General features: G+C 64.0%; 21 protein-coding genes. 13 read left to right on the plus strand and 8 right to left on the minus strand.

Annotated elements, in window-relative coordinates:
* Window positions 1–207: 207 nt before the first annotated feature.
* The 3 genes from pheS to ihfA all read left to right on the plus strand — a co-directional run bounded on the left by pheS (window position 208) and on the right by ihfA (window position 4,036).
* Window positions 208–1,227: a phenylalanine--tRNA ligase subunit alpha gene (gene pheS, locus ACRWQA_RS09785; protein ID WP_434231655.1), complete on the plus strand. Its 1,020-nt coding sequence runs from the start codon at window positions 208–210 to the stop codon at window positions 1,225–1,227.
* A gap of 61 nt (window positions 1,228–1,288) precedes the next feature.
* Complete coding sequence (gene pheT, locus ACRWQA_RS09790) at window positions 1,289–3,670, plus strand: phenylalanine--tRNA ligase subunit beta (protein WP_434231658.1); 2,382 nt, start codon at window positions 1,289–1,291, stop codon at window positions 3,668–3,670.
* Between the two features lie 60 nt (window positions 3,671–3,730).
* Window positions 3,731–4,036 carry an integration host factor subunit alpha gene (gene ihfA, locus ACRWQA_RS09795; protein ID WP_263580058.1) on the plus strand — a complete coding sequence of 102 codons (306 nt, stop codon included), beginning with the start codon at window positions 3,731–3,733 and terminating at the stop codon, window positions 4,034–4,036.
* A 54-nt stretch (window positions 4,037–4,090) separates the two neighbouring features.
* Here the strand turns inward: ihfA and ACRWQA_RS09800 are convergent, their stop codons facing one another.
* The gene (locus ACRWQA_RS09800; RefSeq protein ID WP_263580057.1) at window positions 4,091–4,306 is read right to left on the minus strand and encodes a DUF2788 domain-containing protein; all 216 of its coding nucleotides are present in this window, start codon (window positions 4,304–4,306) and stop codon (window positions 4,091–4,093) included.
* Window positions 4,307–4,461: 155 nt separating this feature from the next.
* On the opposite strand from ACRWQA_RS09800, the gene ACRWQA_RS09805 reads away from it, so the two are divergent.
* Window positions 4,462–4,926: a flavodoxin domain-containing protein gene (locus ACRWQA_RS09805; RefSeq protein ID WP_263580056.1), complete on the plus strand. Its 465-nt coding sequence runs from the start codon at window positions 4,462–4,464 to the stop codon at window positions 4,924–4,926.
* A gap of 1 nt (window position 4,927) precedes the next feature.
* Entirely contained in the window at window positions 4,928–5,302 is a 375-nt protein-coding gene (locus ACRWQA_RS09810) for a hypothetical protein (protein WP_434231663.1), read from the plus strand.
* Window positions 5,303–5,372: 70 nt separating this feature from the next.
* Here ACRWQA_RS09810 and ppnN read toward each other — a convergent pair whose 3' ends face one another.
* Window positions 5,373–6,737 carry a nucleotide 5'-monophosphate nucleosidase PpnN gene (gene ppnN / locus ACRWQA_RS09815; protein ID WP_318153145.1) on the minus strand — a complete coding sequence of 455 codons (1,365 nt, stop codon included), beginning with the start codon at window positions 6,735–6,737 and terminating at the stop codon, window positions 5,373–5,375.
* Between the two features lie 202 nt (window positions 6,738–6,939).
* On the opposite strand from ppnN, the gene ACRWQA_RS09820 reads away from it, so the two are divergent.
* Window positions 6,940–7,854 carry a LysR family transcriptional regulator gene (locus tag ACRWQA_RS09820; protein ID WP_434231693.1) on the plus strand — a complete coding sequence of 305 codons (915 nt, stop codon included), beginning with the start codon at window positions 6,940–6,942 and terminating at the stop codon, window positions 7,852–7,854.
* An 88-nt stretch (window positions 7,855–7,942) separates the two neighbouring features.
* On the opposite strand, the gene gcvP is transcribed toward ACRWQA_RS09820, so the two are convergent.
* Both gcvP and gcvH read right to left on the minus strand, forming a co-directional pair.
* Window positions 7,943–10,837 carry an aminomethyl-transferring glycine dehydrogenase gene (gcvP, locus tag ACRWQA_RS09825; protein WP_434231666.1) on the minus strand — a complete coding sequence of 965 codons (2,895 nt, stop codon included), beginning with the start codon at window positions 10,835–10,837 and terminating at the stop codon, window positions 7,943–7,945.
* Window positions 10,838–10,917: 80 nt separating this feature from the next.
* A complete protein-coding gene (gene gcvH / locus ACRWQA_RS09830; RefSeq protein WP_263580053.1) occupies window positions 10,918–11,310 on the minus strand; it encodes a glycine cleavage system protein GcvH in 393 nt (130 codons plus the stop codon).
* A 477-nt stretch (window positions 11,311–11,787) separates the two neighbouring features.
* On the opposite strand from gcvH, the gene ACRWQA_RS09835 reads away from it, so the two are divergent.
* Both ACRWQA_RS09835 and gcvT read left to right on the plus strand, forming a co-directional pair.
* Window positions 11,788–13,194, plus strand: a complete 1,407-nt coding sequence (locus ACRWQA_RS09835) for an alanine/glycine:cation symporter family protein (RefSeq protein ID WP_263580052.1) — start codon at window positions 11,788–11,790, stop codon at window positions 13,192–13,194.
* Window positions 13,195–13,287: 93 nt separating this feature from the next.
* Window positions 13,288–14,406 (plus strand): glycine cleavage system aminomethyltransferase GcvT, encoded by a 1,119-nt coding sequence (gene gcvT, locus ACRWQA_RS09840; protein ID WP_434231669.1) that lies wholly within the window; start codon window positions 13,288–13,290, stop codon window positions 14,404–14,406.
* A gap of 81 nt (window positions 14,407–14,487) precedes the next feature.
* Here gcvT and ACRWQA_RS09845 read toward each other — a convergent pair whose 3' ends face one another.
* From ACRWQA_RS09845 to ACRWQA_RS09860, 4 genes are all read right to left on the minus strand, one after another.
* On the minus strand, window positions 14,488–16,602 hold the full coding sequence (locus tag ACRWQA_RS09845; RefSeq protein ID WP_434231671.1) for a YjbH domain-containing protein: 2,115 nt from the start codon (window positions 16,600–16,602) through the stop codon (window positions 14,488–14,490).
* Window positions 16,599–17,381: a capsule biosynthesis GfcC family protein gene (locus ACRWQA_RS09850; protein ID WP_434231674.1), complete on the minus strand. Its 783-nt coding sequence runs from the start codon at window positions 17,379–17,381 to the stop codon at window positions 16,599–16,601. The genes ACRWQA_RS09845 and ACRWQA_RS09850 overlap by 4 nt, the downstream gene beginning before the upstream one ends.
* Before the next feature lie 14 nt (window positions 17,382–17,395).
* The gene (locus tag ACRWQA_RS09855; RefSeq protein WP_434231677.1) at window positions 17,396–18,010 is read right to left on the minus strand and encodes a YjbF family lipoprotein; all 615 of its coding nucleotides are present in this window, start codon (window positions 18,008–18,010) and stop codon (window positions 17,396–17,398) included.
* Window positions 18,011–18,144: 134 nt separating this feature from the next.
* Window positions 18,145–18,474 carry a hypothetical protein gene (locus ACRWQA_RS09860; RefSeq protein WP_434231679.1) on the minus strand — a complete coding sequence of 110 codons (330 nt, stop codon included), beginning with the start codon at window positions 18,472–18,474 and terminating at the stop codon, window positions 18,145–18,147.
* Window positions 18,475–19,250: 776 nt separating this feature from the next.
* Here ACRWQA_RS09860 and ACRWQA_RS09865 point away from each other — a divergent pair.
* From ACRWQA_RS09865 to ACRWQA_RS09885, 5 genes are all read left to right on the plus strand, one after another.
* The gene (locus tag ACRWQA_RS09865; protein ID WP_434231682.1) at window positions 19,251–20,387 is read left to right on the plus strand and encodes a polysaccharide export protein; all 1,137 of its coding nucleotides are present in this window, start codon (window positions 19,251–19,253) and stop codon (window positions 20,385–20,387) included.
* A 10-nt stretch (window positions 20,388–20,397) separates the two neighbouring features.
* Complete coding sequence (locus ACRWQA_RS09870; RefSeq protein WP_434231684.1) at window positions 20,398–20,856, plus strand: low molecular weight protein-tyrosine-phosphatase; 459 nt, start codon at window positions 20,398–20,400, stop codon at window positions 20,854–20,856.
* Window positions 20,857–20,892: 36 nt separating this feature from the next.
* Window positions 20,893–23,091, plus strand: coding sequence for a polysaccharide biosynthesis tyrosine autokinase (locus ACRWQA_RS09875; RefSeq protein WP_434231686.1), 2,199 nt, complete (start codon window positions 20,893–20,895; stop codon window positions 23,089–23,091).
* A 111-nt stretch (window positions 23,092–23,202) separates the two neighbouring features.
* On the plus strand, window positions 23,203–24,519 hold the full coding sequence (locus ACRWQA_RS09880) for a nucleotide sugar dehydrogenase (protein WP_263580043.1): 1,317 nt from the start codon (window positions 23,203–23,205) through the stop codon (window positions 24,517–24,519).
* A 29-nt stretch (window positions 24,520–24,548) separates the two neighbouring features.
* Window positions 24,549–25,499: a Gfo/Idh/MocA family oxidoreductase gene (locus ACRWQA_RS09885; RefSeq protein WP_446326279.1), complete on the plus strand. Its 951-nt coding sequence runs from the start codon at window positions 24,549–24,551 to the stop codon at window positions 25,497–25,499.
* Window positions 25,500–25,510 lie beyond the last annotated feature (11 nt).

Here is a 25,510-nt window from a genome sequence, read left to right on the forward strand (position 1 = left end):
GTCGGGCCGGCCCAGGCCGGTCCGCCACGATGCCAGACCGTCGCAGGGGAAGAGCAGCCGCTCTTCCCCTGTTTTTTTGTGGCCACCCTCCATGGCGGCCACTCTAGGGGCCGTCGCTGGCGCGACGCCAAAAATCGCTCCTGGCGTTTTTTGGCCTCATGCCACTGACGCGTTAACCGTAGAATCAACGATTTCGGAGCTCAGCGGATGGACCATCTACCGACATTGGTCACCGAGGCCCGTCAGGCCATACAGGCCGCCGAGAGCATCGCGGCGCTCGATGAGCTGCGGGTGCGCTACCTCGGCAAGAAAGGCGAGATCACCGCCCAGCTCAAGGGGTTGGGCAAGCTGCCGGCGGGTGAGCGCCCGGCAGCGGGGGAGCGCATCAACCAGGCCAAGCAGGCCCTGGCCGATGAGCTGGATGCTCGCCGCCAATCGCTTTCCAAGGCTGCCCTCGAGGCACAACTGGCGGCGGAGCGCATCGACGTGACCCTGCCGGGGCGCGGCCAGGCCAGCGGAGGCCTGCATCCGGTCACCCTGACCCTGGAGCGCATCGAGGGACTGTTCAGCCGCATCGGCTATGATGTGGCCGTGGGGCCGGAAGTCGAAGACGACTATCACAATTTCGAGGCTCTCAACATTCCGGCGCACCACCCGGCACGCGGCATGGCCGATACCTTCTATTTCGACGCCACGCGCCTGCTGCGTACTCACACCTCGCCGGTGCAGGTGCGCACGATGAAGGAGCAGGCGCCGCCGATCCGCATCGTCTGCCCGGGACGAGTCTATCGCAGTGACTCCGACCTGACCCACACGCCGATGTTCCACCAGGTCGAAGGTCTGTTGGTGGACGAGGACGTGAGCTTTGCCGACCTAAAGGGCACCATCGAGGACTTCCTGCACGCCTTCTTCGAGCGTGACGACCTCTCGGTGCGTTTCCGCCCCTCCTATTTCCCCTTCACCGAGCCTTCTGCCGAGGTCGATATCCAGTGCGTGATGTGTTCGGGCGAGGGCTGTCGGGTCTGCTCCCACAGCGGCTGGCTGGAGGTCATGGGCTGCGGCATGGTGCATCCGGAGGTCTTCCGTCACTCCGGCATCGATTCGGAGCGCTACAAGGGCTTCGCCTTCGGCATGGGCGCCGAGCGCCTGGCCATGCTGCGCTATGGCGTCAACGACCTGCGCATGTTCTTCGACAACGACCTGCGCTTTCTGCGCCAGTTCGCCTGATGCGGGTTCCGTACGAACCCGGGCGGCGTGACATGAACTTCGGCCGAACACAGGATTGATCATGAAATTTTCCGAACAGTGGCTGCGTGAATGGGTCTCCCCGCAGCTTGGCGTACAGGGGTTGGCCGACCAGATCACCATGGCCGGCCTGGAGGTGGATGCCGTCGAGCCCGTGGCGTCGGCCTTCAGCGGCGTCGTGGTGGCCGAGGTCGTCGACAAGCAGCAGCATCCCGATGCCGACAAGCTCAACGTCTGCCAGGTGGTCGATGGCAGTGGCGAGTCGGTGCAGGTGGTGTGCGGCGCTGCCAACGTGGCGGTAGGGCAGAAGGTGCCTTTCGCCCGAGTCGGTGCCTTGCTGCCCGGCGACTTCAAGATCAAACAGGCCAAGCTGCGCGGCGTCGAGTCGCGCGGCATGATCTGCTCTGCCTCCGAATTGGGGCTGGCCGAGGAGACCTCTGGGGGCATCCTGGTGCTACCCGCCGATGCCCCGACCGGAGAGGATTTCCGCACCTGGATGGGGCTCGACGATCATACCGTCGAGGTGGATCTGACCCCCAACCGCGGTGACTGCCTGAGCCTCAAGGGGCTGGCGCGGGAAGTCGGCGTACTCAATCGACTGGCGCTGACGCCGCCTGCCATCGAGCCGGTAGCCGCCAGCCACGACGAGACCTTCCCGGTGCGTGTCGAGGATGCCGAGCGCTGCCCGCGCTATATCGGCCGGCTGATCAAGGGCGTCGACGTCACCGCGGCGACACCGTTGTGGATGGTCGAGCGACTGCGGCGCAGCGGGATCCGTTCGATCGACCCGGTGGTCGACGTGACCAACTACGTGATGCTCGAGCTGGGTCAGCCCCTGCATGCCTTCGACCGTGAGAATCTGCACGGCGCAGTGGTGGTACGGCTGGCGCGGGAGGGCGAGCAACTGACCCTGCTCGACGGCCAGGAGATCACCCTGGAGGCTTCTACCCTGGTGATCGCTGACGAGCGCGGTCCGTTGGCGATTGCCGGCGTGATGGGCGGCGAGCATTCCGGGGTGAGCCCCGCGACCCGCGATATCTTCCTCGAGTCGGCTTTCTTCTCGCCGCTGGCGGTGGCCGGGCAGGCGCGCTCCTACGGCTTGCATACCGATGCCTCCCATCGCTTTGAGCGCGGTGTCGACCCGCAGCTCACTCGTGACGCGGTGGAGCGTGCCACGGGGCTGCTGCTGCAGATCACCGGCGGTGAGCCGGGGCCGCTGGTGGAAGTGGCAAGCGAAGCGCATCTGCCGGGCGAGCGTGAGGTCACCCTTCGCAGCGCGCGTTTGGAGCAGGCGCTGTGCAAGGCGCTGCCCGGCGAGGAGGTGCAGGAGATCCTCGAACGACTGGGCATGCAGGTGCGTGCCGTCGAGGCTGGGTGGCAGGCACGGGTGCCGAGCTGGCGCTTCGACATCTCCATCGAGGAAGACCTGATCGAGGAGGTGGCGCGCATCCACGGCTACAACCGCTTGCCGGTGCGTCGCCCAGCGGCGCGCCTGGCGCTGCGCCCTGACCACGAGGCGCGTACGCCCCTGGCGCGCCTGCGTCGCCAGATGGTGGCGCGCGGCTACCAGGAAGCCGTCACTTACAGTTTCGTTGCTCCCGAGCTGCAGCAGACGCTGCTGCCGGATGCGGTATCGCCGCGGCTGGCCAATCCCATTTCCAGCGACCTCGCGGTAATGCGGGCGAGCCTGTTCCCGGGACTGGTGCGCGCCCTCGAGTACAACCTCAACCGTCAGCAGACCCGTGTGCGCTTGTTCGAAACGGGCCTGATCTTCCGCGGCGACCTGGATGAGCTGGAGCAGACGCCGATGGTCGGCGCGCTGGCCTGCGGCGAGCGCTTTCCCGAAGGCTGGACCGGTAGCCGTGAGAAGGTCGATTTCTTCGATCTCAAGGGCGATCTGGAGAGTCTGATCGCGCTGGGTGGCGAGGAGGGCGCGTGGCGCTTCGAGCCCGGTGAGCACTCCGCGCTCCATCCGGGGCAGAGCGCCCGGATCCTATACCGTGGCGAGCCGGTGGGCTGGATCGGTGCGCTGCACCCTGGCGTGAAGGCCGAGCTGGGGCTCAAGGTCGAGGTGTTCCTGTTCGAAGTGCGCCAGGATGCGCTGACCCACGGCGTCTTGCCCAAGTTCGAGCCGCTGTCACGCTATCCGGAAGTGCGTCGGGACCTGGCCTTCCTGCTGGGAGAGGATCGTCCCGTGCAAGCGCTGCTGGATTGCGTTCGCGAGCAGGCGGGGGAGTGGCTGCAGGAACTGAGTCTGTTCGATGTCTACCAGGGCAAGGGCGTACCCGACGGCAGCAAGAGTGTTGCCTTGGGCTTGACCTGGCAGCATCCTTCGCGCACGCTGAATGACGATGAAATCAATCAGTTGGTCGATGCCATCGTCGCCGAGTCGCATCAGCATCTGGGGGCCGAGCTGCGCGGATGAGCGCACGAGGGGCGGATGCCATCAAGGCGGCGGGCTGGACCGCCATTCTGAGGAGGTGACATGGGAGCGTTGACCAAGGCGGAACTGGCCGAACATCTTCACGCCGAGCTGGGGCTGACCAAGCGCGAAGCCAAGGCCATGGTAGAGTCGTTCTTCGAGGAGATCAGGGCGTGCCTGCGTGAGAACGAACAGGTGAAATTGTCTGGATTCGGCAATTTCGACCTGCGCGACAAGCGTGAGCGCCCCGGCCGCAACCCGAAGACCGGCGAGGAGATCCCCATCTCGGCACGTCGTGTCGTGACGTTCCGCCCCGGGCAGAAGCTCAAGAGCCAAGTGGAGCGCTATGAAGGTTCGGCGCCCAGCTAGGGTTCGCCACCAACTGACGGGCAGGATGCCGCTACGGAGAGGGCATCCTGTACGCTACACGCCTCCGCCGCTCTCCATCAGCCAGGTGACGACCACCTTGAGGATGTAGCCCATCATGCCCGCTCCAAGCACCACGAAGAGCATGATGGTGCCAAAGCGGCCGGCCTGGGATTTTCTGGCCAGGTCCCAGATGATGAAGCTCATGAAGAGGATCAGCCCGCCGATGAGCAGCGGAGTGATCCAGGCTTCGAACGTCTGCGTCTGCAGCATGTCGCCTCCTCGAACGAAAGGCCGACTATTATACTCGGGCATGACCCGAGCTGCATGCGACACCTCGCCGCCCTGCGGCGGGGCTCGCTGCCGAACTGCGTCAGCAGCCTGCGTCGTGATATTATCTCGTTGAATAGTTCAGGTTTATCCCCGACATGCCAATGCTGAAGATCTTCGTAGGAACCATGTATGGCGGTGCTCTCGATGTCGCCGAACAGGTCGCACCGCTGTTCGAAGCGGCCGGCTACGACACCGCCATCTTCGAGCAGTCGACGCTTGAGGACCTGACCGAGGAGTGGCCCGATCTGGCGCTGTTCTGCGTGTCTACCACCGGTAGCGGCGATTTCCCCGGCAACTTCGTCCCCTTCGCTCGGGCGCTTGACGAGAAGAGCCCATCGCTGGTGGGGTTGCGTTACGGTGTGATCGCTCTGGGCGACAGCTCCTATGGCGATACCTTCTGTGGGGCGGGGCGCCGCCTCGACGAAATGCTCGAGGGGCTTGGTGCCACTCGCCTGGGGGAGCGGCTGGAAGTCGACGCCATGGAAACCTTCATGGCCGATGATGCCGCGCTGCCCTGGGCCGAGGAGTGGATCGAAACCCAGCAGCTCAAGGTAGCCTGAGATGAATGCCGCGCCGACTGCGGAACGGCTGAGCCTGATGGCGGGCCTGCTGGTGCTGATGTTTGCCACCGTGCCGCGTTACCTGGCCGGCGGGCACGACAACCGCCTCACTCTGATCGTCATCGCCATTGCAGTGGTGGCGGTGGTGGCGGCCATGAACTGGCGCATGCTGCAAGCCGGTGAGCGTGCCCGGCTGCCCCGGCTGGGCAAGCGGTTGGCGGCGTCGCTCGTGGTCGGCCTGGCGTTGATGGGGCTGTGGCACGCGCTGTTCACCGCCTGGATCAGTTGGCAGCTGCTGATCGCCCATGGCGCTACCCTGGGGCTGCTGCTGCATGCCCTGTGGCTATGGTGGCGTCCCGTCAGTCCGCAGGATTGACGAAAATGGCCGGGCGCGGTTGCGCCCGGCCATTTGCCGGTACTTTCTTCCTTTACTTTCTTCCTTCCGATCACACCAGTCGATAGCAGGGCTCGTATTCGCGCCCCGGCAGCTTCATGCGCCCCTGGGCGACGAAGGAGCCGAGCAGGTCGTCCAGGCGACGCATCAGCTCCGACTCGGCGTGCAGCTGGAAGGGACCGTGCGCCTCGATGGCACGCAGCCCATGCTCCTTGACGTTGCCGGCCACGATACCCGAGAACGCACGGCGCAGGTTGGCCGCCAATTCATGGACCGGCTGGTTGCGGTGAAGGGCCAGTCCCGCCATTGCCGCGTGGGTCGGTTCGAAGGTTTCCTGGAAGTTGCGCGCGATGGTCAGCCGCCAGTTGTAATGGAAGGCGTCCTGCTGGGCGCGACGGAACTCGGTGACACTGTCGATACCTTGGCGCATGGTGCGGGCGACCTCGACGGGGTCGTCGACGATGATGCGGTACTTGCTGCGTGCCGCCTCGCCGAGGGTATAGACCAGGAACTCGTCGATGCGCTGGAAGTAGTCGGCCGAGTTGGCGGGGCCGGTGAAGATGACCGGCAGTTCCATGTCGTGGTTGTCGGGGTGCAGCAGGATGCCCAGGAGATAGAGGATTTCCTCGGCCGTGCCGACCCCGCCGGGGAAGACCACGATGCCGTGCCCGAGGCGCACGAAAGCCTCGAGACGCTTCTCGATGTCGGGCATGACCACCAGTTCGTTGACCAGCGGGTTGGGCGCTTCGGCGGCGATGATGCCGGGTTCGGAAATACCCAGGTAACGGCCATCGCCGATGCGCTGCTTGGCATGCGCCAGGTTGGCCCCCTTCATCGGCCCCTTCATGGCGCCGGGTCCGCAGCCGGTGCAGATGTCCAGTTCACGTAGGCCAAGCTGGTAGCCGACGTCCTTGGTGTACTCGTACTCCTCGCGGGTGATCGAGTGGCCGCCCCAGCACACCACGATGCCGGGGTCGCGGCCGGGTTTCAGCGTGCCGGCCTTGCGCAGGATGTGGAACACCGCGTTGGTGGTACCCTCGCCGGTGCTGAGGTCGAAGCGCTGATGGTGTTGGATCTCGTTGTAGACGTAAACGATATCGCGCAGCACTGAAGAGAGGTGCTCGCGAATGCCGCGAATCATCTTGCCGTCGACGAAGGCCTCGGCCGGTGCATTGCTGACCTTGAGCCGAATGCCGCGGTCCTGCTGGATCACTTCGATATCGAAATCGTGATAGGTCTCCATCAGCACCAGGCTGTCGTCAGTCACGCTGCCGGAGCTGAGCACGGCCAGCGAGCAGCGACGCAGCAGGTCGTGCAGGCCGGCCTTGGAGGTGTCGCGCAAGCGGTTCACCTCGTGCTGAGAGAGCACTTCCAGGCTTCGCAGGGGGGAAATGGTGGCGGAGATGGTGTCGGGCATGAAACGATCCTTGTGGAGTCGGCTTGCGGCCCTGTCGAACGCTGGACAGGGGATCGTGCAATGTTCATCGAGTCGTGGTCATCGAGTCGTGAACCGATGCTATCATGCCGGCCGCCATGGCGCAGCGCTGCGCCGCCGGGCTTGCAGTGGTAGGATGACAGCAACCGGTCGCGACCTCGACCGCACCTGCAAGCGATGCGCCATGTTCAACGCCCAGTACTTCCGCACCTTCATTACCCTGGTCGAAACCGGCAGTTTCACGCGTACCGCACATCACCTCGACATGACCCAGCCGGGGGTCAGTCAGCACGTGCGCAAGCTCGAGCAGTACCTCGACAAGCCGCTGCTGGAGCGGCAGGGGCGGCGCTTCACGCTCACTGAGGCCGGGCGTCGGGCCTACGACTATGGCCTGCGCCTGTTCGCCGAGCATGAACAGTTCCGCCATTCGCTCGATGACGATGCGCTCGATACCGGTGAGTGTCGCATTGCGTCGCCAGGCAGCGTCGGCCTGATGTTCTATCCCTACATTCTCGGCCAGCAGCAGATGTCGCCGGGGTTGACGGTCAACTACAGCTTCGCCTTCAGCCATGAAATCGTCTCGGACGTATTGGCCGGTCGCCATGACCTGGGAATCGTCACCGAGCCGATTCGCCATCCGGAGCTGGACTGCAGGCTCTGGCACCAGGAACCGCTGTGCTTGGTGGTGCCGGCCGACTTCGCCGGTACCTCGCTGGCCGAGCTGATGGGCATCGGTTTTCTCAATTATTCCGATGGGGTCAACCATGCCGGAGCTCTGCTGCGCAGTAACTTTCCCGACGAGTTTCGCTCCATGAGCCAGTTCCGGCGCCAGGGCTTCACCAACGAGGTGGGCATGGTGATGGATGCCGTGGCCCGCGGGCTTGGCTTCACCGTGGTGTCGCGGCTGGTGCTGGAAACCTCCCCCTGGCAGCGCCAGGTCAAGGAGCTCGACCTGGCGGTAACGGAGCACGAGACGCTGCATCTGGTCACCCGCTCTGGCGCCAAGATTCCACGCCGTTATGCGCGGTTGCTGGATGGCTTCCGCGAGCAGCGCATGCGCGAGCGCTTCGGCTACGGGGAAGTCGTTTCGCCGCTGTAGTTGCCGGCTAGTTGTCGGCTCGATACCCGCCAAGCAAACGGCCCGCCGAAAGGCGGGCCGTTTGCGCTGAGGCAAGACGCTGCACGAATCAGTCGCGGTACTCGTCGATGCTGGGGCAGGAGCAGATCAGCTGCCGGTCGCCGAAGACGTTGTCGACGCGGTTGACCGCCGGCCAGTACTTGGCGGCCTTGACCGCTGCCGAGGGGAAGGCGCCGGTCTCGCGGGAGTAGGAGCGCTCCCAGGCAGGGTCCATCAGGTCGGCCATGGTGTGCGGCGCGCTGACCAGCGGGTTGTCGTCGGCCGGCCACTCGCCACCTTCGACCCGGGCGATCTCCTTGCGAATGGCGATCATGGCGTCGCAGAAGCGGTCGATCTCGTAGCGCGATTCCGACTCGGTGGGTTCCACCATCAGCGTGCCGGGCACCGGGAAGGACATGGTCGGGGCGTGGAAGCCGTAGTCCATCAGGCGCTTGGCGATGTCCTCCTCGCTGATGCCCGAAGCCGCCTTGAGCGGGCGGATGTCGATGATGCACTCGTGTGCCACGGTGCCGTTGACGCCGCGATAGAGCACCGGGTAATGGTCCTCCAGGCGCTTGGCGATGTAGTTGGCGTTGAGAATGGCGAGCTCCGTCGCCTGGCGCAGCCCGCGCGCGCCCATCATCTTGATGTAGGCCCAGGAGATCGGCAGGATCGAGGCGCTGCCGAAGGCCGCCGCGGAGACGGCGCCGCAGTGCTCCTTCACGCCTGCAATCGGCGTTACCACGTGGTTGGAGACGTAGGGCGCCAGGTGTGCCTTGACGCCGATGGGGCCCATGCCCGGGCCGCCGCCGCCGTGGGGGATACAGAAGGTCTTGTGCAGGTTGAGGTGCGATACGTCGCCGCCGAAGTCGCCGGGGCGTGACAGGCCCACCTGGGCGTTCATGTTGGCGCCGTCGATGTAGACCTGGCCACCGTGGCGATGGACGATGGCGCACGCCTCACGCACGCCCTCTTCGAACACGCCATGGGTGGAGGGGTAGGTCAGCATGATCGCGGAGAGCGCGTCGCTGTGCTGTTCGGCTTTGGCGCGCAGGTCGTCGAGGTCGATGTTGCCCATCTCGTCGCATTCGACCACCACCACCTTCATCTGGGCCATGGCGGCGGAGGCGGGGTTGGTGCCGTGGGCGGAGCTGGGAATCAGGCAGACGTCGCGGTGGCCCTGGCCCTGGGCGGCCTGATAGCGGCGGATCGCCACCAGGCCGGCATACTCGCCCTGGGCCCCGGAGTTGGGCTGCATCGAGATATGGTCGTAACCGGTGATCTCGACCAGGAACGCTGCCAGCTCGTCGATCATCTGCTTGTAGCCGACCGCCTGCTCCTGCGGCACGAAGGGGTGCAACTGACCGAACTCGGGCCAGGTTATCGGGATCATCTCGCTGGTGGCGTTGAGCTTCATGGTGCACGAGCCCAGCGGGATCATTGCGTGGGTGAGCGAGAGGTCCTTGTTCTCGAGGCGCTTGAGGTAGCGCAGCATCTCGGTCTCGCTGCGGAAGCGCTCGAAGGTGGGGTGGGTCAGGAATACGGAGTCGCGACGGCAGGCGGCGGGAATGCCGTTGATGCCATCGGCTGCAATCCTCTCGTCCAGCGTGGTGACCGAGAGCCCGTGCTCTTCGCCGAGCAGCACGTCGAACAGGGCGTCGAGGTCGTGGGCCGTGGTGGTTTCGTCCAGGCTGACACCGATGTCGCCATCGTCGAAGTAGCGCAGATTGATTTCATGCGTCAGTGCCCGGCCGTGGATCTTGCCGGCATCGACGCCGGTCAGGCGCAGAGTATCGAACCAGCTGTCATGCACCAGTGACACGCCCTTGGCCTTGAGCCCTTCGGCCAGGATAGTGGTCAGGCGGTGGATGCGGCTGGCGATGTTGGTGAGGCCCTCGGCGCCGTGGTAGACGGCATAGAAGCCGGCGATGTTGGCCAGCAGCGCCTGGGCGGTACAGATGTTGGAAGTGGCCTTCTCGCGGCGTATGTGCTGCTCGCGGGTCTGCATGGCCATGCGCAGGGCGGTGTTGCCGCGGGCATCCTTGGACACGCCGATGATGCGCCCGGGGATGGAACGCTTGAGCTTGTCGGTGGTGGCGAAGTAGGCGGCATGGGGGCCGCCGTAGCCCATGGGCACGCCGAAGCGCTGGGTGTTGCCGACAACGATGTCGGCACCGAGTGCACCCGGCTCCTTGAGCAGCACCAGGCTCATGATGTCGGCGGCGACACAGGTCATCACGTTGTTCTCGCGGGCGGTCGCCAGCAATGGGGCGAGGTCGTGCACGCGGCCGCTCTCGCCGGGGTACTGCAGCAGGGCGCCGAAGACGTCATGCTCGGCCAGGCTCTCGGCCGGACCGACGATCAGCTCGAAACCGAAATAGTGGGCGCGGGTGCGCACCACGTCCAGCGTCTGCGGCAGCACGTCGTCGGCCACGAAGAAGGCGTTGCTCTTCGACTTCTTGTTGGCGCGCTGGCACAGCGCCATGCCCTCGGCGGCGGCGGTGGCTTCGTCGAGCAGCGATGCGTTGGCCAGCTCCATGCCGGTCAGGTCCATGACCATCTGCTGGAAGTTGAGCAGGCCCTCGAGGCGACCCTGGGCGATCTCCGGCTGATAAGGCGTATAGGCGGTGTACCAGCCTGGGTTCTCCAGCACGTTGCGCTGGATCACGGCCGGCACGTGGGTGTTGTAGTAACCCTGGCCGATATAGGTCTTGAACACCTTGTTCTGGCGCGCCAGGCGCCTGAGGTAGTCGAGCGCCTCGGCTTCGCTGCGCGGCGGGTCGAGATCGAGTTCGCGGCCCAGGCGAATTTCCGCCGGTACCGTGCGTTCGATCAGAGTATCGAGGCTGTCCATGTCCAGCGCCGCCAGCATGGCGGCTACATCTTCGGCTCCGGGGCCGTTGTGGCGACGGATGAAGGCGTCATGATCGGCCAGTTCGGCCAGGCGGCGGTTGTCGTAAACCATGGAGAACCCTGTAAGTCGATGTGGAATGCCCGGCGATGCCGAATGCAGTCACCGGGCCGGGGAGCGTCGCTGTGTCGTGATCAGGAGTCGCTGTCGACCACGGCCTGGTATGCCTCGGCATTCAGCAGGGCTTCCACGGCGGCCGCATCTTCGACGCGAACCTTCATGATCCAGCCACCCTCGTAGGGCGCTTCGTTGACGGTCTCTGGGGCGTTCTCGAGGATCTCGTTGACCTCGACGATCTCGCCGGCCAGCGGCGCGTAGAGATCGGAGGCGGCCTTGACCGATTCGATCACGCCGAACTCCTCGCCTTTCTCCAGGGTGCGACCCACTTCGGGAAGCTCGACGAACACGACGTCCCCAAGGGCTTCCTGGGCATGGTCGGTGATGCCGATGGTGACGGTACCGTCGCCGTTGTCGAGCACCCATTCGTGGCTGTCGTTGTAGCGCAGGTTGGCAGGAATCGAGCTCATGATGTTTTCCTATAAGAAAAAGGTTTTCTGACTGGGCGAATGCTAACGCCATTGACGTCGTTTGGCGAGCCCGAGGGGCCGCCTTCGATGGATGGGATCAGGCCTGTCGCATCGATAGCGTGGCGCGCAGGGCGGCAGGCGTCCAGTGCAACTTGCTCATATGGGGTAGGCCTCCCACGGTCAAGGCCTCATTCGACACCGTCGGCTCGGCTCACTAACCTGTGAGGCATGCCGCTTGGCGGTGACGCTGTGTCCGGGGCGTGTCGCCAAATTGGAAGTCAGCGGTGTCGTGACGTTTGTTTCCGATACGAAACACGCGCTAAGCTTGCGCGGTTGAAAGCAGGACGAACGAATCGCAGCAGGCATTACGACCCAGGTGGCGCCTTTCTGGAGTTTTCCGCTATGGTACGCCGTCTGGTCGTGTAGATCTCTCGAGAATGTCCTTAAAAACAGTCCATACAACAGAGGGAAACGTTCGTGGAAACATTGACAGCAATATTCAGCGCTATCAACGGTGTGGTCTGGGGGCCGTTGATGCTCATCCTGCTGTTGGGGGTGGGTCTCTACCTGCAGATCGGCTTGAAGCTGATGCCCATCCGCAAGCTGGGCACCGGCTTCAAGCTGATGTGGCAGGGTCGTGATGCCAAGCCGGCACCTGGCGAGGCGAAGAAGCTCGAAGACGAAGGTGAGATTTCCCCCTTCAACGCCCTGATGACGGCACTGTCGGCCACCATCGGTACCGGGAACATCGCCGGCGTGGCAACGGCCATCGCCCTGGGCGGTCCGGGTGCGGTGTTCTGGATGTGGATCACAGCACTCGTCGGCATGGCGACGAAGTTCGCCGAGGCGGTTCTCGCGGTGCGTTTCCGGGAAACCGACAGTACCGGGTATCACGTCGGCGGGCCGATGTTCTATATCAAGAACGGCCTGGGCAGGAAGTGGCTGTGGCTGGGTGGCGCCTTTGCCTTCTTCGGCGCCGTGGCTGCCTTCGGCATCGGCAACACCGTGCAGTCGAACTCCGTGGCCGACGCGCTCGATTCGACCTTCGGTATTCCCCATTGGCTGACGGGTGTGGTGATCATGGTCCTGGCGGGCGCCGTGATCCTGGGAGGTATCAAGCGTATCGCCAAGGTGGCCGGCAAGCTGGTGCCGATCATGGGTATCGCCTACGTGGCGGCGGGGCTGGTGGTGCTGATCGTCAACGCCGGCGAAATCGGTGAGGCTTTCCGTCTGATCTTCTACTATGCCTTCAACCCCGTGGCGGCAGCAGGGGGCTTTGCCGGGGCCGCGGTGATGGCGGCGATTCGCTTCGGCGTGGCACGCGGTATCTTTTCCAACGAGGCGGGCCTGGGCAGTGCGCCCATTGCCCACGCTGCCGCCAAGACGCGCAACCCGGTGCGCCAGGGCCTGATCGCCATGCTCGGCACCTTCATCGATACCATCATCGTGTGTACCATCACCGCGCTGGTCATCCTGACTTCCACCGTGTGGGTGCAGGGGGAGCAGGGTGCTTCGCTGACCGCGCTCTCCTTCGATGCGGCGCTGCCCGGCTGGGGCAACCAGATCGTATCGCTGGCGCTGGCGGTATTCGCCTTCACCACCATCCTGGGCTGGTCGTTCTACGGTGAGAAGTGCTTCCAGTTCCTGTTCGGCACGCGCTCGATCATGCTCTATCGGGTGCTGTTCGTGCTGGCGATTCCCTTGGGTGCCATGGCTCAGCTCGGCTTCATCTGGCTGATGGCCGACACCTTCAACGCCCTGATGGCGATTCCCAACCTGATTGCGCTGGCGCTGCTGTCGCCCGTGGTGTTCAAGGTGACGCGCGACTACTTCGACGGCAAGGAGGTGCTACCGGGCGAGGATCTGGACCACGACAAGTCCTGATCGACCCTGCCTGGTGGCTCGAGGCGCCCTTGGGAGCGCCTCGTCTTCTCCTGATCGAGCCTCCCTTGCCTACACATGCCACGAGGAAACCTCATGAGCCAACTCAAGCACACACCGCTGTACGACTTGCATCTGGAGCTGGGGGGCAAGATGGTGCCCTTCGCCGGTTACGAGATGCCGGTGCAGTTCCCACTCGGCGTCAAGAAGGAGCACGAGCATACCCGTGCCGCCTGCGGCCTGTTCGATGTCTCCCACATGGGCCAGATTCTGCTGCATGGCCCACGTCCTGCCGAAGCGCTGGAAACGCTGGTGTGCGCCGATATCGTCGGCCTGCCCGAGGGCATGCAGCGCTATGCGCTGTTCACCGGTCAGGAGGGCGGTATCCTCGATGACCTGATGGTGGTCAATCCGGGGGGTGGGTTTCTCTATCTGGTGGTCAACGCCGCTTGCAAGGAGCAGGACGTGGCGCTGCTCGAGACCGGGCTCGTCGACGATGAGCATCGGGTCGAGGTGCTGGATCGTGGCTTGCTGGCCCTGCAGGGGCCCAAGGCGGCGGAGGTCATGCGCCGGCATTGCCCCGAGGCCTGCGAGATGGTGTTCATGCAGCATGGTCGTTTCGAGATCGATGGCATGCCTGTCTGGATCAGCCGAAGCGGCTATACCGGCGAGGATGGCTTCGAAATCTCGGTGGCGGCCGACCAGGCAGAGGCGCTGGCCCGCCGCCTGCTGGCCGATGAGGAGGTCGAGCCCATCGGCCTGGGGGCGCGGGATTCCCTGCGCCTGGAGGCGGGGCTGTGCCTCTACGGTCACGATATCGATTCCGAGACCACCCCGGTGGAGGCGGGACTGATCTGGGCCATCGGCAAGGCGCGTCGTCACGGCGGAGAGCGTTCGGCGGGATTCCCCGGGGCCGACCTGATCCTGCATCAGGTCGATGCCAAGGATCACCGTCGCAAGCGGGTCGGCCTACTGGGTGAAGGGCGTGCCCCCGTGCGCGAGGGTGCCGAACTCTACAGCGAGGACGGCCGCCACATAGGCCGGGTCACCTCCGGTGGCTTCGGGCCCAGTGTCGGCCAGCCGGTCGCGATGGGCTATGTCGATATCGAGCATGCCGGGATCGGCTCGACCGTCCATGCCGAAGTGCGAGGCAAGCGCTTGCCCATGGTGGTGAGCAAGATGCCTTTCGTGGCACCAGGCTATTATCGCGGTTGACCATTTTTATACCGTTATCTTCCAATCAGACCACCGCATGCAGATGCGGTGGTCTGATTGCTTTCGTCGGCATGCCGATGCTCAGCGCATCAGCTCGGCCTGGTCGTCCCAGTAGCGTCCCATGCTGCGCTCCTCGGTCATGTCGTAAAGTGATTCGCGACGAGCCAGGCGGGCGCCGCCGTCGCGCGTGAGCGGGCTCCAGGCGAGCTGGGCGCGCTGTCGGGTGGAGTGTACGAAGAAGGCGTCCAGCGGCAGCGAGAGATAGATCCCCTTGTCGAAGCTGCCTTCACCGAAGGCATCGCCGGCATTGGTAAAGGTGGCCCAGCCGCCGAGGCGGACACCCGAATCGAACTCCCGTGATACATCGAAGGTGACGCCGAGGTCGCCGGCCAGATAGCGGCCCACGCTGACCTTGGCCAGCACGTCTTCGTAGTCGGTCTGCCAATAGCCGGTCAGGTGCCCCGTCCAGGTGCTGTAGTCGCGCATGCCGAAACGCTGGTCGAAGTCGCGCTGCTTGACCCAGTTGAGGTCGAGGCCGAGGGCCACGTCGCTGTTGAAGGGGCGGTAGAGCAGTTCTGCTCCCGCCCCGGCGAACATGGTCTCGAGCAGGCCACCATAGCCCATTGCATACCAGTCGTTGCCCAGTTGGGCGGTACGGGTGTACTGGAGATTGCTGATGCCGATATCGGTCTCGGCCAGGTAATCGCCGATATGCGTACGTACCCGTGGCAGGTCCGAGGGGCCCATATAGCGATACTTGCCGAGGTTGTCGTCCAGCGTATAGGTCAGCGCGCCCGACACCCAATGGTTGGGTCCCAGCCGATACTCGCTGTCGAGGTTGGCCGAGAGCCGGTAGAGGTAGCCGTCGGGGCCGCCGAAGTTTTGCTCGAGCTGCGGCTCTAGACTGTAGAAGAACCCGCGGGGTGGGGATTCATGCAGCACTTCGCCCTGGCTCGGGGTCAGCGCGGCGTGAGAGTAGATCCCGTGGCGATACGTCACGGCTTCGTCGCTGGTAGATGCCGCGGCCACCAGGGCCTCGCGTTGGTGCACGCTCTCGCGCAACGCCATGCCGCGCTCGTGCCAGCGGAAGCGGAAGGTCTCCACATCGCTGCCTAGATGGTTGTGCAGCAGGCGGCCTGCTCGCAGTTCGCTCTCGGCGAGGGAACGATAACGCGTGGGCTCGCCTTCGACGATGACGCTCGAGCCATCCTGTCGGATGCGATAGACACCGATGCCGGCGTTGGCACCCAGCTCGCGGCTGAGCCCGTTCCAGTCACTGGTGTGTTCGGCGGGAGCCGGCGCCAGGTCGACGGGAAGCGGGTCGCGCTTGGCCTGGGAGATGCTGCCCAGGTTGGTCGCGATGGTGATCCCGAGCATGGCGGTGTTTCCCCGCTGCCAGCCGGCCTTGAGCTCGATGCTGTCGGTCAGGCGCAGCCGAGCGCCCAGGTTGAGGCGTGAATCCTGCTCCTGGTCGTTGCGCTGCGGCTCGTGCTGATAGTCGTTGCCTTCCAGCTCCAGTTGAAGCACCAGCGGATCCCATGGCGTCTGGTACTCGATGCCGCCAAACAGGGCACTGCGGCCGCTGAACAGGCTGCCCAGGTTGAAGTCGCCTCCGTCTCCACCCGAGCTGAACCCGGAGCGTCGTTCGAAACGCTCGTCAAGTCGGGCCAATGGGTTGGTGAAGTCCTCATTGTTGCCCAGGTAGCCCCAGCCGATCCCCAGGGTAAAGTCGAAACTGTGCCAGCGCTTGCTGGCGACCAGGTACTCACTGGAGAAGAGGCCGGTGCCGCCGATGTCGCGAGCGCCGAGGGCTATCTGTGGCCAGTAGCGATCTTCCTCATGTAGCCTCACCTTGAAGTCGATGCCCTTGTCCAGGTTGTTGCGATCATCCGTAGCAGCCAGGTAGCGCCTATTTTCCACCTCGACGTAACGGAAGCCGGCTTCCAGCCACTCGGTGGGCTGGAAGAAAACGCCATAGCGCCGGTAGGGCGCAGTACGCGAAAGCGAGAAGGCGAAGCCGCCGAGAGGCGCCATGCGTGCGGTGGGGGTCTGCATCAATCCCACACCGCCGAAATCTCCCTGCCCGCTGCCGAGGCGTGGCTGGGTCGGCTCGGCCATCGCCGATCCGGGAACGGCCAGGGCGATGGCAAGCGTCAATGGGGCAAAGCGTGGCGGTAGGGGGTTGGGCCGCTTCATGTGGCAGGTCCTCCCGAATCGGCTTGACCCGCGGTGTCAGGCAGGGCGACGGCATGACACGCATCGCCGGGAAGGCGGGTCGACAGGAAGCCGGACAGGGCGCGGTTGACCCAGTCGGCTTCCTGAACCGGTTCGGGCAGGGCGAGCGCGACGCGACTACCGGCCACCAGGGGAGCATCGCCAGCGTTCCAGGCTGCCACGCCGATGCGGCGAGGGGGGCTCTGGGGGGTGATCACCCAAGCCTCGTCGGCGCTGGACCACTGCGAGCTCGGTTGCTTGCGCAGCAGGTCGCGCAGGCTCATGCCTGGGGTCCAGGGATGCCGAGTCACGCCGCCGAAATGCCACAGCTCTACCCATTCGGGCACGTTGCAATGACCGACGTCGGCCAAAGAGGTCAACAGGGGATCATGGCGCGGTGAGGCGAGCAGGGCGGCAAGATCGGCCCTGGCCGCCGTACGTCCCGGCGTCGACTGCAACTCGGCGAGGGTGGCCTGCCATTGTTCCAGCCCTCGGGCCATGTCGGTGTGTCCGGCCAGCGAGTACCAGTCGATCAATGTTGCCAGCTCCTCTTGCAGGCGCCTGGCCTGGCGCTGCTGGGGCTCCTGTTGTCGCTCTAGCAGGTAGTAGCTGTAGGCGGGTGGTTCGGGCAACGCCTGTTGCTCGAGCCACAGGTCCGAGAGCCGGAGGGCGTCAGCCTGGCCGTCGAGGGGCAGAGCCAGCAGTGCGCCCAGGCAGACAGTGTGCCAGCGCCCGGCAAGGGGGTGGTGACGTCGGGTCATTCTCGCTCTCTTTGTCACGACGATGGCGCGTCGTCAGGCAGGGTTGTCTGCCCGGCGTCACGCCCGGTGTCCTCGGCATCGCTCCACCAGGGTCTCGCCACCTGCCAGCGCAGGCGTGGACCGTCCGGCCAGAGCACCATGTCACCCCCCCAGATCCGCAGGCTGCCGGGCTCACGCCAGTACACCCCACGGCTATGCGTGTTACTGCTCTTCCAGTCGAGTTGCTCGGTACAGCGCTCCAATGCCAGTTGGGTCAACGGAAGGTCGACGGGCTGAGCCGATTCGCAGGTGAGGCTTGCCATTGCCACGTCCTGCCACTCCTGACCATTGGCATCGCGCCAGTGCACATGCACTCGGTAGTGGCTCGAGTTGGCCTCTGTCGAACGCCAGCGCCCCAGCAAGAGCTCTTCGAAGCCGGCCGTGCTTGCGGGAACTCCGTCTCGTAAATGCAGCGTGGCGCGGTCGCCTGCCTGCCAGTAGGTGTCGCGACCGTGCTCTCCGGTACGATGCGCCATGACCAGTAGTGCCTGGCTGCCCTCGGTGCGTGCCACCAGGGTGGCGTAAGGCAATGCCTCGGCCTGTGCAGCCGGATCCTCACCGCGACCCCCGCCCATCAGGGTGGCCCCCATGGGGGTCAACTGGCCGCCCTGAGTGCAAGCCGTTAGGCCTGTGACAAGGCATCCCAGCAGCAAGTGAAGCAGGACCGCCTTGCGGCGGCCCTGTGTCGGCACACGCATCTTGCTGCACCGTCTGTCGCGGCTCATCAGCGCGTTCCGGTGCCGGTTCCAGTTCCGGTGCCGGTACCGGTGCCAGTGGCTCCGATCGCCACGCCAATTCCCGCAGCGCCGCGGCTAACGGCGCCGGCCAGCGCCTGGCCGGAGTTGCCCGGTGCTTGGCCGGCGGCGCCGCCGCCAGTGGCTAGCCCGCCACTGGACACCGCGCCTGGCGCAGGCGTGTTGGCTGAATTGCCTGGCGCCCCGGGCGTGCCCTGGGGCAGCGTGGCCTGCTGAGCTAGCGCGAATGGCGCCAGGCCCAGCAGGGTCACGCCCGCCAAGGCGATGACGCCTCGTCGTAACTTCAATGGTTCAAGCATATCGATATGACTCCTTTATTGCGCCGGATACCTCCGGCGGGGGCGATTGGCCGGATAGTGTATCCTCATAATGGTTCTGGATTACTATCTGGCCGGCCTGCCATTGGCAGGCAATGCAGACAGGCTTACATGCGTTCGCCCCCGTGACGATTTAAAGTCATGGGGGTTGATTCGAGTGGTGAATTGATAACCTAATTCCAGATAACAGGAAAGAAACTTATCTTGTTTCAGGGTGTCCGTGTGTATATAAGGGTAAAAAAATGTATAGAATCTAATAAGGGGTAGTGGCGAGCACGAAAAAGGTTTATTCTGGCCCCGTCTACTTGGCGCCTTGCACGGAAGCAGAGGCCCTGTCTTGTCAGTTTCCTCAAGTTTGCGTCGTGTCGCGGTCCATGCCGCGGGACATTTTGTGCCTTGAAATCAAGGTAGTGCACGTGGCTTCGGGGATTGTCGTCTAACCTCGTGGCGGTAGCGTGCCTGACGCCGGTGGTGATTCCGTCTAATAAATGTCGAAGGTGGAATAAAGTATTCTTCGGTTCGTATTAAAAGCGCTGGTGTCGAAATTGAGAGACAGTTTAAATTGGCTTGTGTCGCCGAACGACAACGAAACTGTCTTATTGCAGTGTCAGAATGAGAAACCCGGGTGCAGTTGGTGTTATTTGTTCGTTTATTCCCGTGTCACCCGGTGGCGACATTAATGAATAATAAAAGCGACAAGGAATGGCTGCTTGAGGCGACAGGGTTCAGGTTAATAATGACACGCGAGTGAAAAGTCGATGAATTACTACTTTCTGTGGCCCCGGGCGGGTCGCTTTCTCTGCATGCTTGGGCTGTTCGTCCTGGGTGGGTGCGCCTTCGCTCCGGGGGGGCACATCGATTACCAGGCGGATTCCGCCCCGATCGACGATCTGGTCGATATCGAACCCATCACCTTCGGCCTGGTGCGTAGTCAGAGCCAGGATGTCAAAGGAGCTGAGGATATCGGCGAGGTGAGCGAGGCTCTGCGCGAGGGCATCAGCGGCTATGAATACTACATCGGCAAGGGCGATGTGCTCACCGTCATCGTCTATGGCCATCCAGAACTGACCATTCCTGCGGGAGGTGAGCGTAGCGCCGCGGAGTCGGGCAATGCCGTGCATAGCGACGGCACCATCTTCTACCCATTTATCGGCCGCATCCCCGTGGAAGGGAAGACGGTGCGCGAGGTGCGAGAGATCGTCGCCCGCGGCCTGGAGCCGTATGTGGCCATGCCGCAGGTCGAGGTTCAGGTCGCCCAGTACAACTCACAGAAGGTAAACGTCACCGGCGCAGTGGAAGAGCCCGGCCCGCTGCCGATTCGCAACGTGCCGTTGAGCGTGCTCGATGCCATCAACCTTTCCGGCGGCCTGGCGGAGCATGCCAACTGGCACGACGTCCTGCTGACGCGGGATGGCGAGGAGATCCGCTTGTCCCTGCATGACATGCTCAACAGCGGTCGGCTCGACCAGAACATGCTGCTGCAAGCTGGCGATGTATTGCACGTGCCCGACAACAGCAACCAGAAGGTCTACGTCATGGGCGAGGTGCGCGATCCGAAGAGCCTGCCGATGGGGGCGAGCCGGCTCACGCTGACCGATGCGCTTTCCGAGGCCGGTGGCATGGAGGAGAGCAATGCCGATGCCTCGGGCATCTTCGTTATTCGTCGGGCGCCGGCCGACAGCGACAAGCTCGCTACCGTCTACCAGCTCGATGCCCGCAATGCCGCGGCGCTGATGCTGGGTGCCGAATTCACCTTGCAGCCGACCGACGTGATCTATGTCACCACCACGCCGCTGGGGCGCTGGAACCGCGTCGTGCGCCAGCTTCTGCCCACGGTCAGCAGCCTTTACCAGACCACGCGTACCGGGCGTGAGTTCGAGCGAGTCGGCCAGTAGAGGGAAAAGAATGTTTCAGGAAGTACTCGTGGTGTGCATCGGCAATGTCTGTCGCAGCCCGGTCGGAGAGGCGCTGCTCAGGCAGGCCTTGCCCGGTCACCGCATCTCATCGGCGGGCCTGGGGGCGCTGGTTGGCCATGGTGCCGATCCTACGGCCGTCAGTCTTGCAGAAGCCGATGGGCTCGACCTCTCCGGGCATCGGGCGCGCCAAGTCACTGCCGAGATGGTTCGCGAGGCCGATCTGGTGCTGGTCATGAGCGAGGGTCAGCGCCTGGCGATTGCCGAGCAATTCCCGTTCGCTACCGGCAAGACCATGCGCTTCGGACGCTGGCTGCCGGGGGAGACGGGCAACGGGGTGGATATCCCCGACCCCTACCGCAGGAACGAAGAGGTCTTTGTACGCGTACATCGTCAGCTTACCGAAGCGGCGCGGCTGTGGCAGGCGCGCCTCGGTAGTTCACGAAGCTGAAGCGAACGACCACCTTTTCACGCCAGGACCCTATCAATGGTGAAAGAGATCAAGACGGGCTCGCGCCCAGGCTATGACGATATCGATCTGGGCAGGTTGTTCGGCGTATTGCTGGACAACAAGTGGCTGATCATGTCGGTGACGGCGATCTTTGCCGTGGCGGCCGTGATTCATGTGCAGTTGGCCACGCCGATCTATCGGGCCGATGCCCTCGTGCAGGTTGAGGGCAAGACCGGGCTCAGCAATCCGCTCGCCGAGGTGCGCTCGATCCTCGGTGAAGAGCCCAAGGCCGAAGCCGAACTCGAGATTCTGCGCTCCCGTATGGTGCTCGGGCAGGCCGTGGACCAGGAGCACCTCGACATCGAGGTAATTCCTACCCGCCTGTCGTTCGTGGGAAATTATCTGGTCAGGCTCGGCATCGAGCGCCCCGGTTTCGCCGAGCGCAGCGTCTGGGCCGGCGAGTACCTCAACGTGGGCGAGCTGCGCGTCGACCATGAGTGGCTGGGACGTGCGCTGCGCCTGGTGGCCGACGACCCCGGAAGCTACCGGCTCTATCATGGCGAAGAGTTGCTCGGCGAGGGGCGCGTCGGCACCACCGAAAGCTTCGACGACGGCCGCATCGAACTGCGCGTGGCCGAGCTGGAGGCTGGCAAGGGGGCGGAGTTCACGGTGGTGCGCCGTACCCGCCTGGCCGCCATCAACAGCCTGCGCTCACGCTTCAGCGTCGGTCAGCGCGGTCGCGACAGCGGCGTGTTCAACATGACACTGCTCGATGAGGATCCTCGCCGCGCCGAGCGCACCTTGAGCGTCATCTCCCAGATTTACCTGACTCAGAATGTCGAGCGTCAGAGTGCCGAAGCGGAGCAGAGCCTCAAGTTCCTCGAGGAGCAGGTGCCGCAGGTACGCAGCGATCTGGCCACAGCCGAGGATGCCCTCAATGCCTTTCGCATGGAGCATGAGAGCCTCGACCTCAGCCTCGAGACACGCTCGGTACTGGATCGGGTCGTCGAGCTCGATACGCAGCTCGGCGAGCTGGAGATGGAGCAGGCCGAGCTGAGCCAGCGCTATAACAGCTCGCACCCGCTCTACGCCGCCATGATGGAGAAACGCAACAACCTGGAGCGCGATCGCGAGCGGCTCAACGAGCGTATACAAGGGTTGCCCGAGACCCAGCAGCAAATCCTGCGCATGTCACGTGACGTCGAAGTCACCCAGCAGGTCTACGTGCAGTTGCTCAACAAGATCCAGGAAATGAGCATCACCAAGGCCAGTACCGTGGGCAACGTGCGCATTCTCGACGATGCCGTCGCCCAGCCGGGGCCGGTGGAACCACGCAAGCCGGTCACCGTGGTCATGCTGACCCTGGTCGGCGCTTTCCTGGCGGTGGCATTCGTCATCGTACGCAGCATCTTCCATCGTGGCGTGGAGAGTGCCGATCAGATCGAGGACCTGGGCCTGCCGGTGTATGCCACCGTGCCGCTCTCCGATGATCAGGAGAAACTGGTAAGGCGGGTCAAACGACACAACCGGCGACATGGTCGCACAGTCTCCAACGGGGTGCTGGCCCAGAACGCCCCCGACGATACCGCCATCGAAGCTCTGCGAGGCCTGCGCACGTCACTGCACTTCGCCATGCTCGAGGCCAATGACAACCGCCTGATGATCACCGGACCGAGCCCGAACATCGGCAAGAGCTTCATTTCCATCAACCTGGGGGCGGTCATCGCCCAGAGCGGCCAGCGCGTCCTCATCCTGGATGCCGACATGCGCAAGGGGCACATCCATACCGCCTTCAATGCCGACAGCAAGGGCGGGCTGTCCGAGGTGCTTTCCAACAAGGCCGAGCTGGACGAAGTCATTCGGCAGTCGCCGATCAACGGATTGAGCTACGTGGCGCGCGGCAAGGCGCCGCCCAACCCCGCCGAGTTGCTGATGAGCGAGCGCTTTACGCGAATGCTCGATGCGCTGAGCGAGCGCTTCGACCTGGTGATCGTCGACACCCCGCCGATCCTGGCCGTGACCGATGCCGCGGTGATCGGCCACCACTGCGGTACCACGCTGCTGGTGGCTCGCTTCGGGCTCAACCCGCCACGCGAGGTCGACGTGGCCATCCGCCGCCTCGAAACCAGTGGCGTCACGGTCAAGGGCGGCATTCTCAACGCCATCGAGCGCAAGGCCGCCACCAGCTATGGCTACGGCTATTACCACTATGCCTACAAGACCACCCAGACCTGAGCGCCGCATGCGCCAAAGACTCTGTCCGAGCCTGCCCGTGCAGGCCGTTCCCTGGCGTGAGGCCAACTGGCCGAGCGCCGATCACTATCACTCGAAAATCATGGAAGCGTCATGACCACTATCAAAGATCGTCTGATTGGCCGGCTCGAGCGCAAGGAAGCCGTGATAGGAATCGTCGGGCTTGGCTATGTGGGGTTGCCCCTGATGCTGCGCTACAGCGAAATCGGCTACCGTGTGCTGGGTATCGACATCGATGCCGGCAAGGTGGACAAACTCAATGCCGGGCGCAGCTACATCGAACATATCGCCTCTGAGCGGGTCGCCCGGGCCAAGGATGCCGGGTTCGAGGCAACTACCGACTTCACCCGTGCGGCGGAAGTCGATGCGCTGATCCTGTGCGTACCGACACCGCTCAACAAGCATCGTGAACCGGATATCAGCTTCGTCATCAGGACCGTCGATGCGCTCAAGGGACATCTGCGTGAAGGCCAGGTGATCTCGCTGGAGAGCACCACCTATCCCGGCACCACCGAGGAGGAGCTGCTGCCTCGAGTCGAGGAGAGCGGCCTTGAGGTCGGCGAGGCGCTGTTCCTGGTCTATTCGCCTGAGCGTGAGGACCCGGGCAACCCCGACTTCGAGACCCGTACCATTCCCAAGGTGGTCGGCGGCCATACGCCGGCATGCCGGGACGCTGGTGTGGCGCTCTATCGTCCGGCCATCGATCAGGTGGTGCCGCTGAGTTCGACCCGTGCCGCCGAGATGACCAAGCTGCTCGAGAACATCCACCGCGCGGTGAATATCGGCCTGGTCAACGAGATGAAGATCGTGGCCGACCGCATGGGCATCGACATCTTCGAGGTGGTCGATGCCGCCGCCACCAAGCCGTTCGGCTTCACTCCTTACTACCCGGGGCCGGGGCTGGGCGGCCATTGCATTCCCATCGATCCCTTCTATCTGACCTGGAAGGCCCGCGAGTATGGACTTCATACCCGCTTCATCGAGCTCTCCGGTGAGATCAACCAGGGCATGCCGGACTATGTGGTGGGCAAGCTGATCGAGGGGCTGAATCAGCATGGACGGGCGCTGAAGGGCAGCCGCGTGCTGGTGCTCGGCATTGCCTACAAGAAGAACGTCGACGACATGCGCGAATCGCCTTCGGTCCACATCATGGAGCGGATTCGCGATCGTGGCGCCGAGGTGGCCTACAGTGATCCCCACGTGCCGTCCTTCCCGCCGATGCGCGAGCACCATTTCGACCTGGAGAGCGTACCTCTCTCACCGTCGACCCTGGCTGAATACGACGCCGTCGTTCTCGCTACCGATCACGACCGCTTCGATTACGACATGATTCGCGCCCACGCCCACCTGGTCATCGATACCCGGGGCATCTACCGCGGCGTCAACGAAGAACGAGTGATAAGGGCCTGATCTCCATGTCCAACGTACAGGTAACCGCCATGAAATACTTCGCTCTGATCGGCGCCGCCGGCTATATCGCTCCACGCCACATGAAGGCCATCAAGGAGACCGGCAACCACCTGGCCATGGCCTACGACATCAATGACTCGGTGGGCATCATCGATTCGATCTCTCCGGAAAGCGAGTTCTTCACCGAGTTCGAGCGCTTCGTTGAGAGCGCCTGGCAGCGCAAGCGCGACCCTTACACGGCGCTCGACTATGTCTCGGTGTGTTCGCCCAATCACCTGCACCACGCCCATATCGCCGCCGGCCTGCGGCTGGGCTGCAACGTGATCTGCGAGAAGCCGCTGGTTCCGACGCCGGCCCTGCTCGAGGAGCTCGAGAGGGTCGAGCAGGAGACCGGCCGGCGCGTGTTCAACATTCTGCAACTGCGCCACCATCCGGCCATCGTCGAGCTCAAGGAGCGGGTCGCCAGCGAGCCGCGCGACGACAAGTACGACGTCGAGCTCACCTACATCACCTCGCGCGGCAAGTGGTACCACGAGAGCTGGAAGGGCGACCCGCGCAAGTCCTTCGGGGTGGCGACCAACATCGGCGTGCACTTCTTCGACATGCTGCACTTCGTGTTCGGCGATCTGGAGCGCAACGTCGTCCATTACCTGGACGAGCATCGCGCCGCGGGCTATCTCGAATATCAGAAGGCGCGGGTTCGCTGGTTCCTGTCGATCGACAGCAACGACCTGCCGAGCAGCGTGCAGGGACAGCAGACCACCTACCGTTCGATCCTGTGCGAAGGTCGCGAGATCGAGTTTTCGGGTGGTTTCACCGACCTGCATACCGTTTCCTACCAGGAGATCCTGGCCGGACGCGGCTTCGGCCTCGACAGTGCGCGCCACTGCATCGAGACCGTCGATACGATTCGCAATGCTTCCCTGGAAATACCTGCCCGCAACGAGGCGCACCCCTGCCTCAAGCGGCACCTGATGTGAGGCTCGCCATG

This window comes from Billgrantia sp. C5P2 (genome assembly GCF_051062895.2).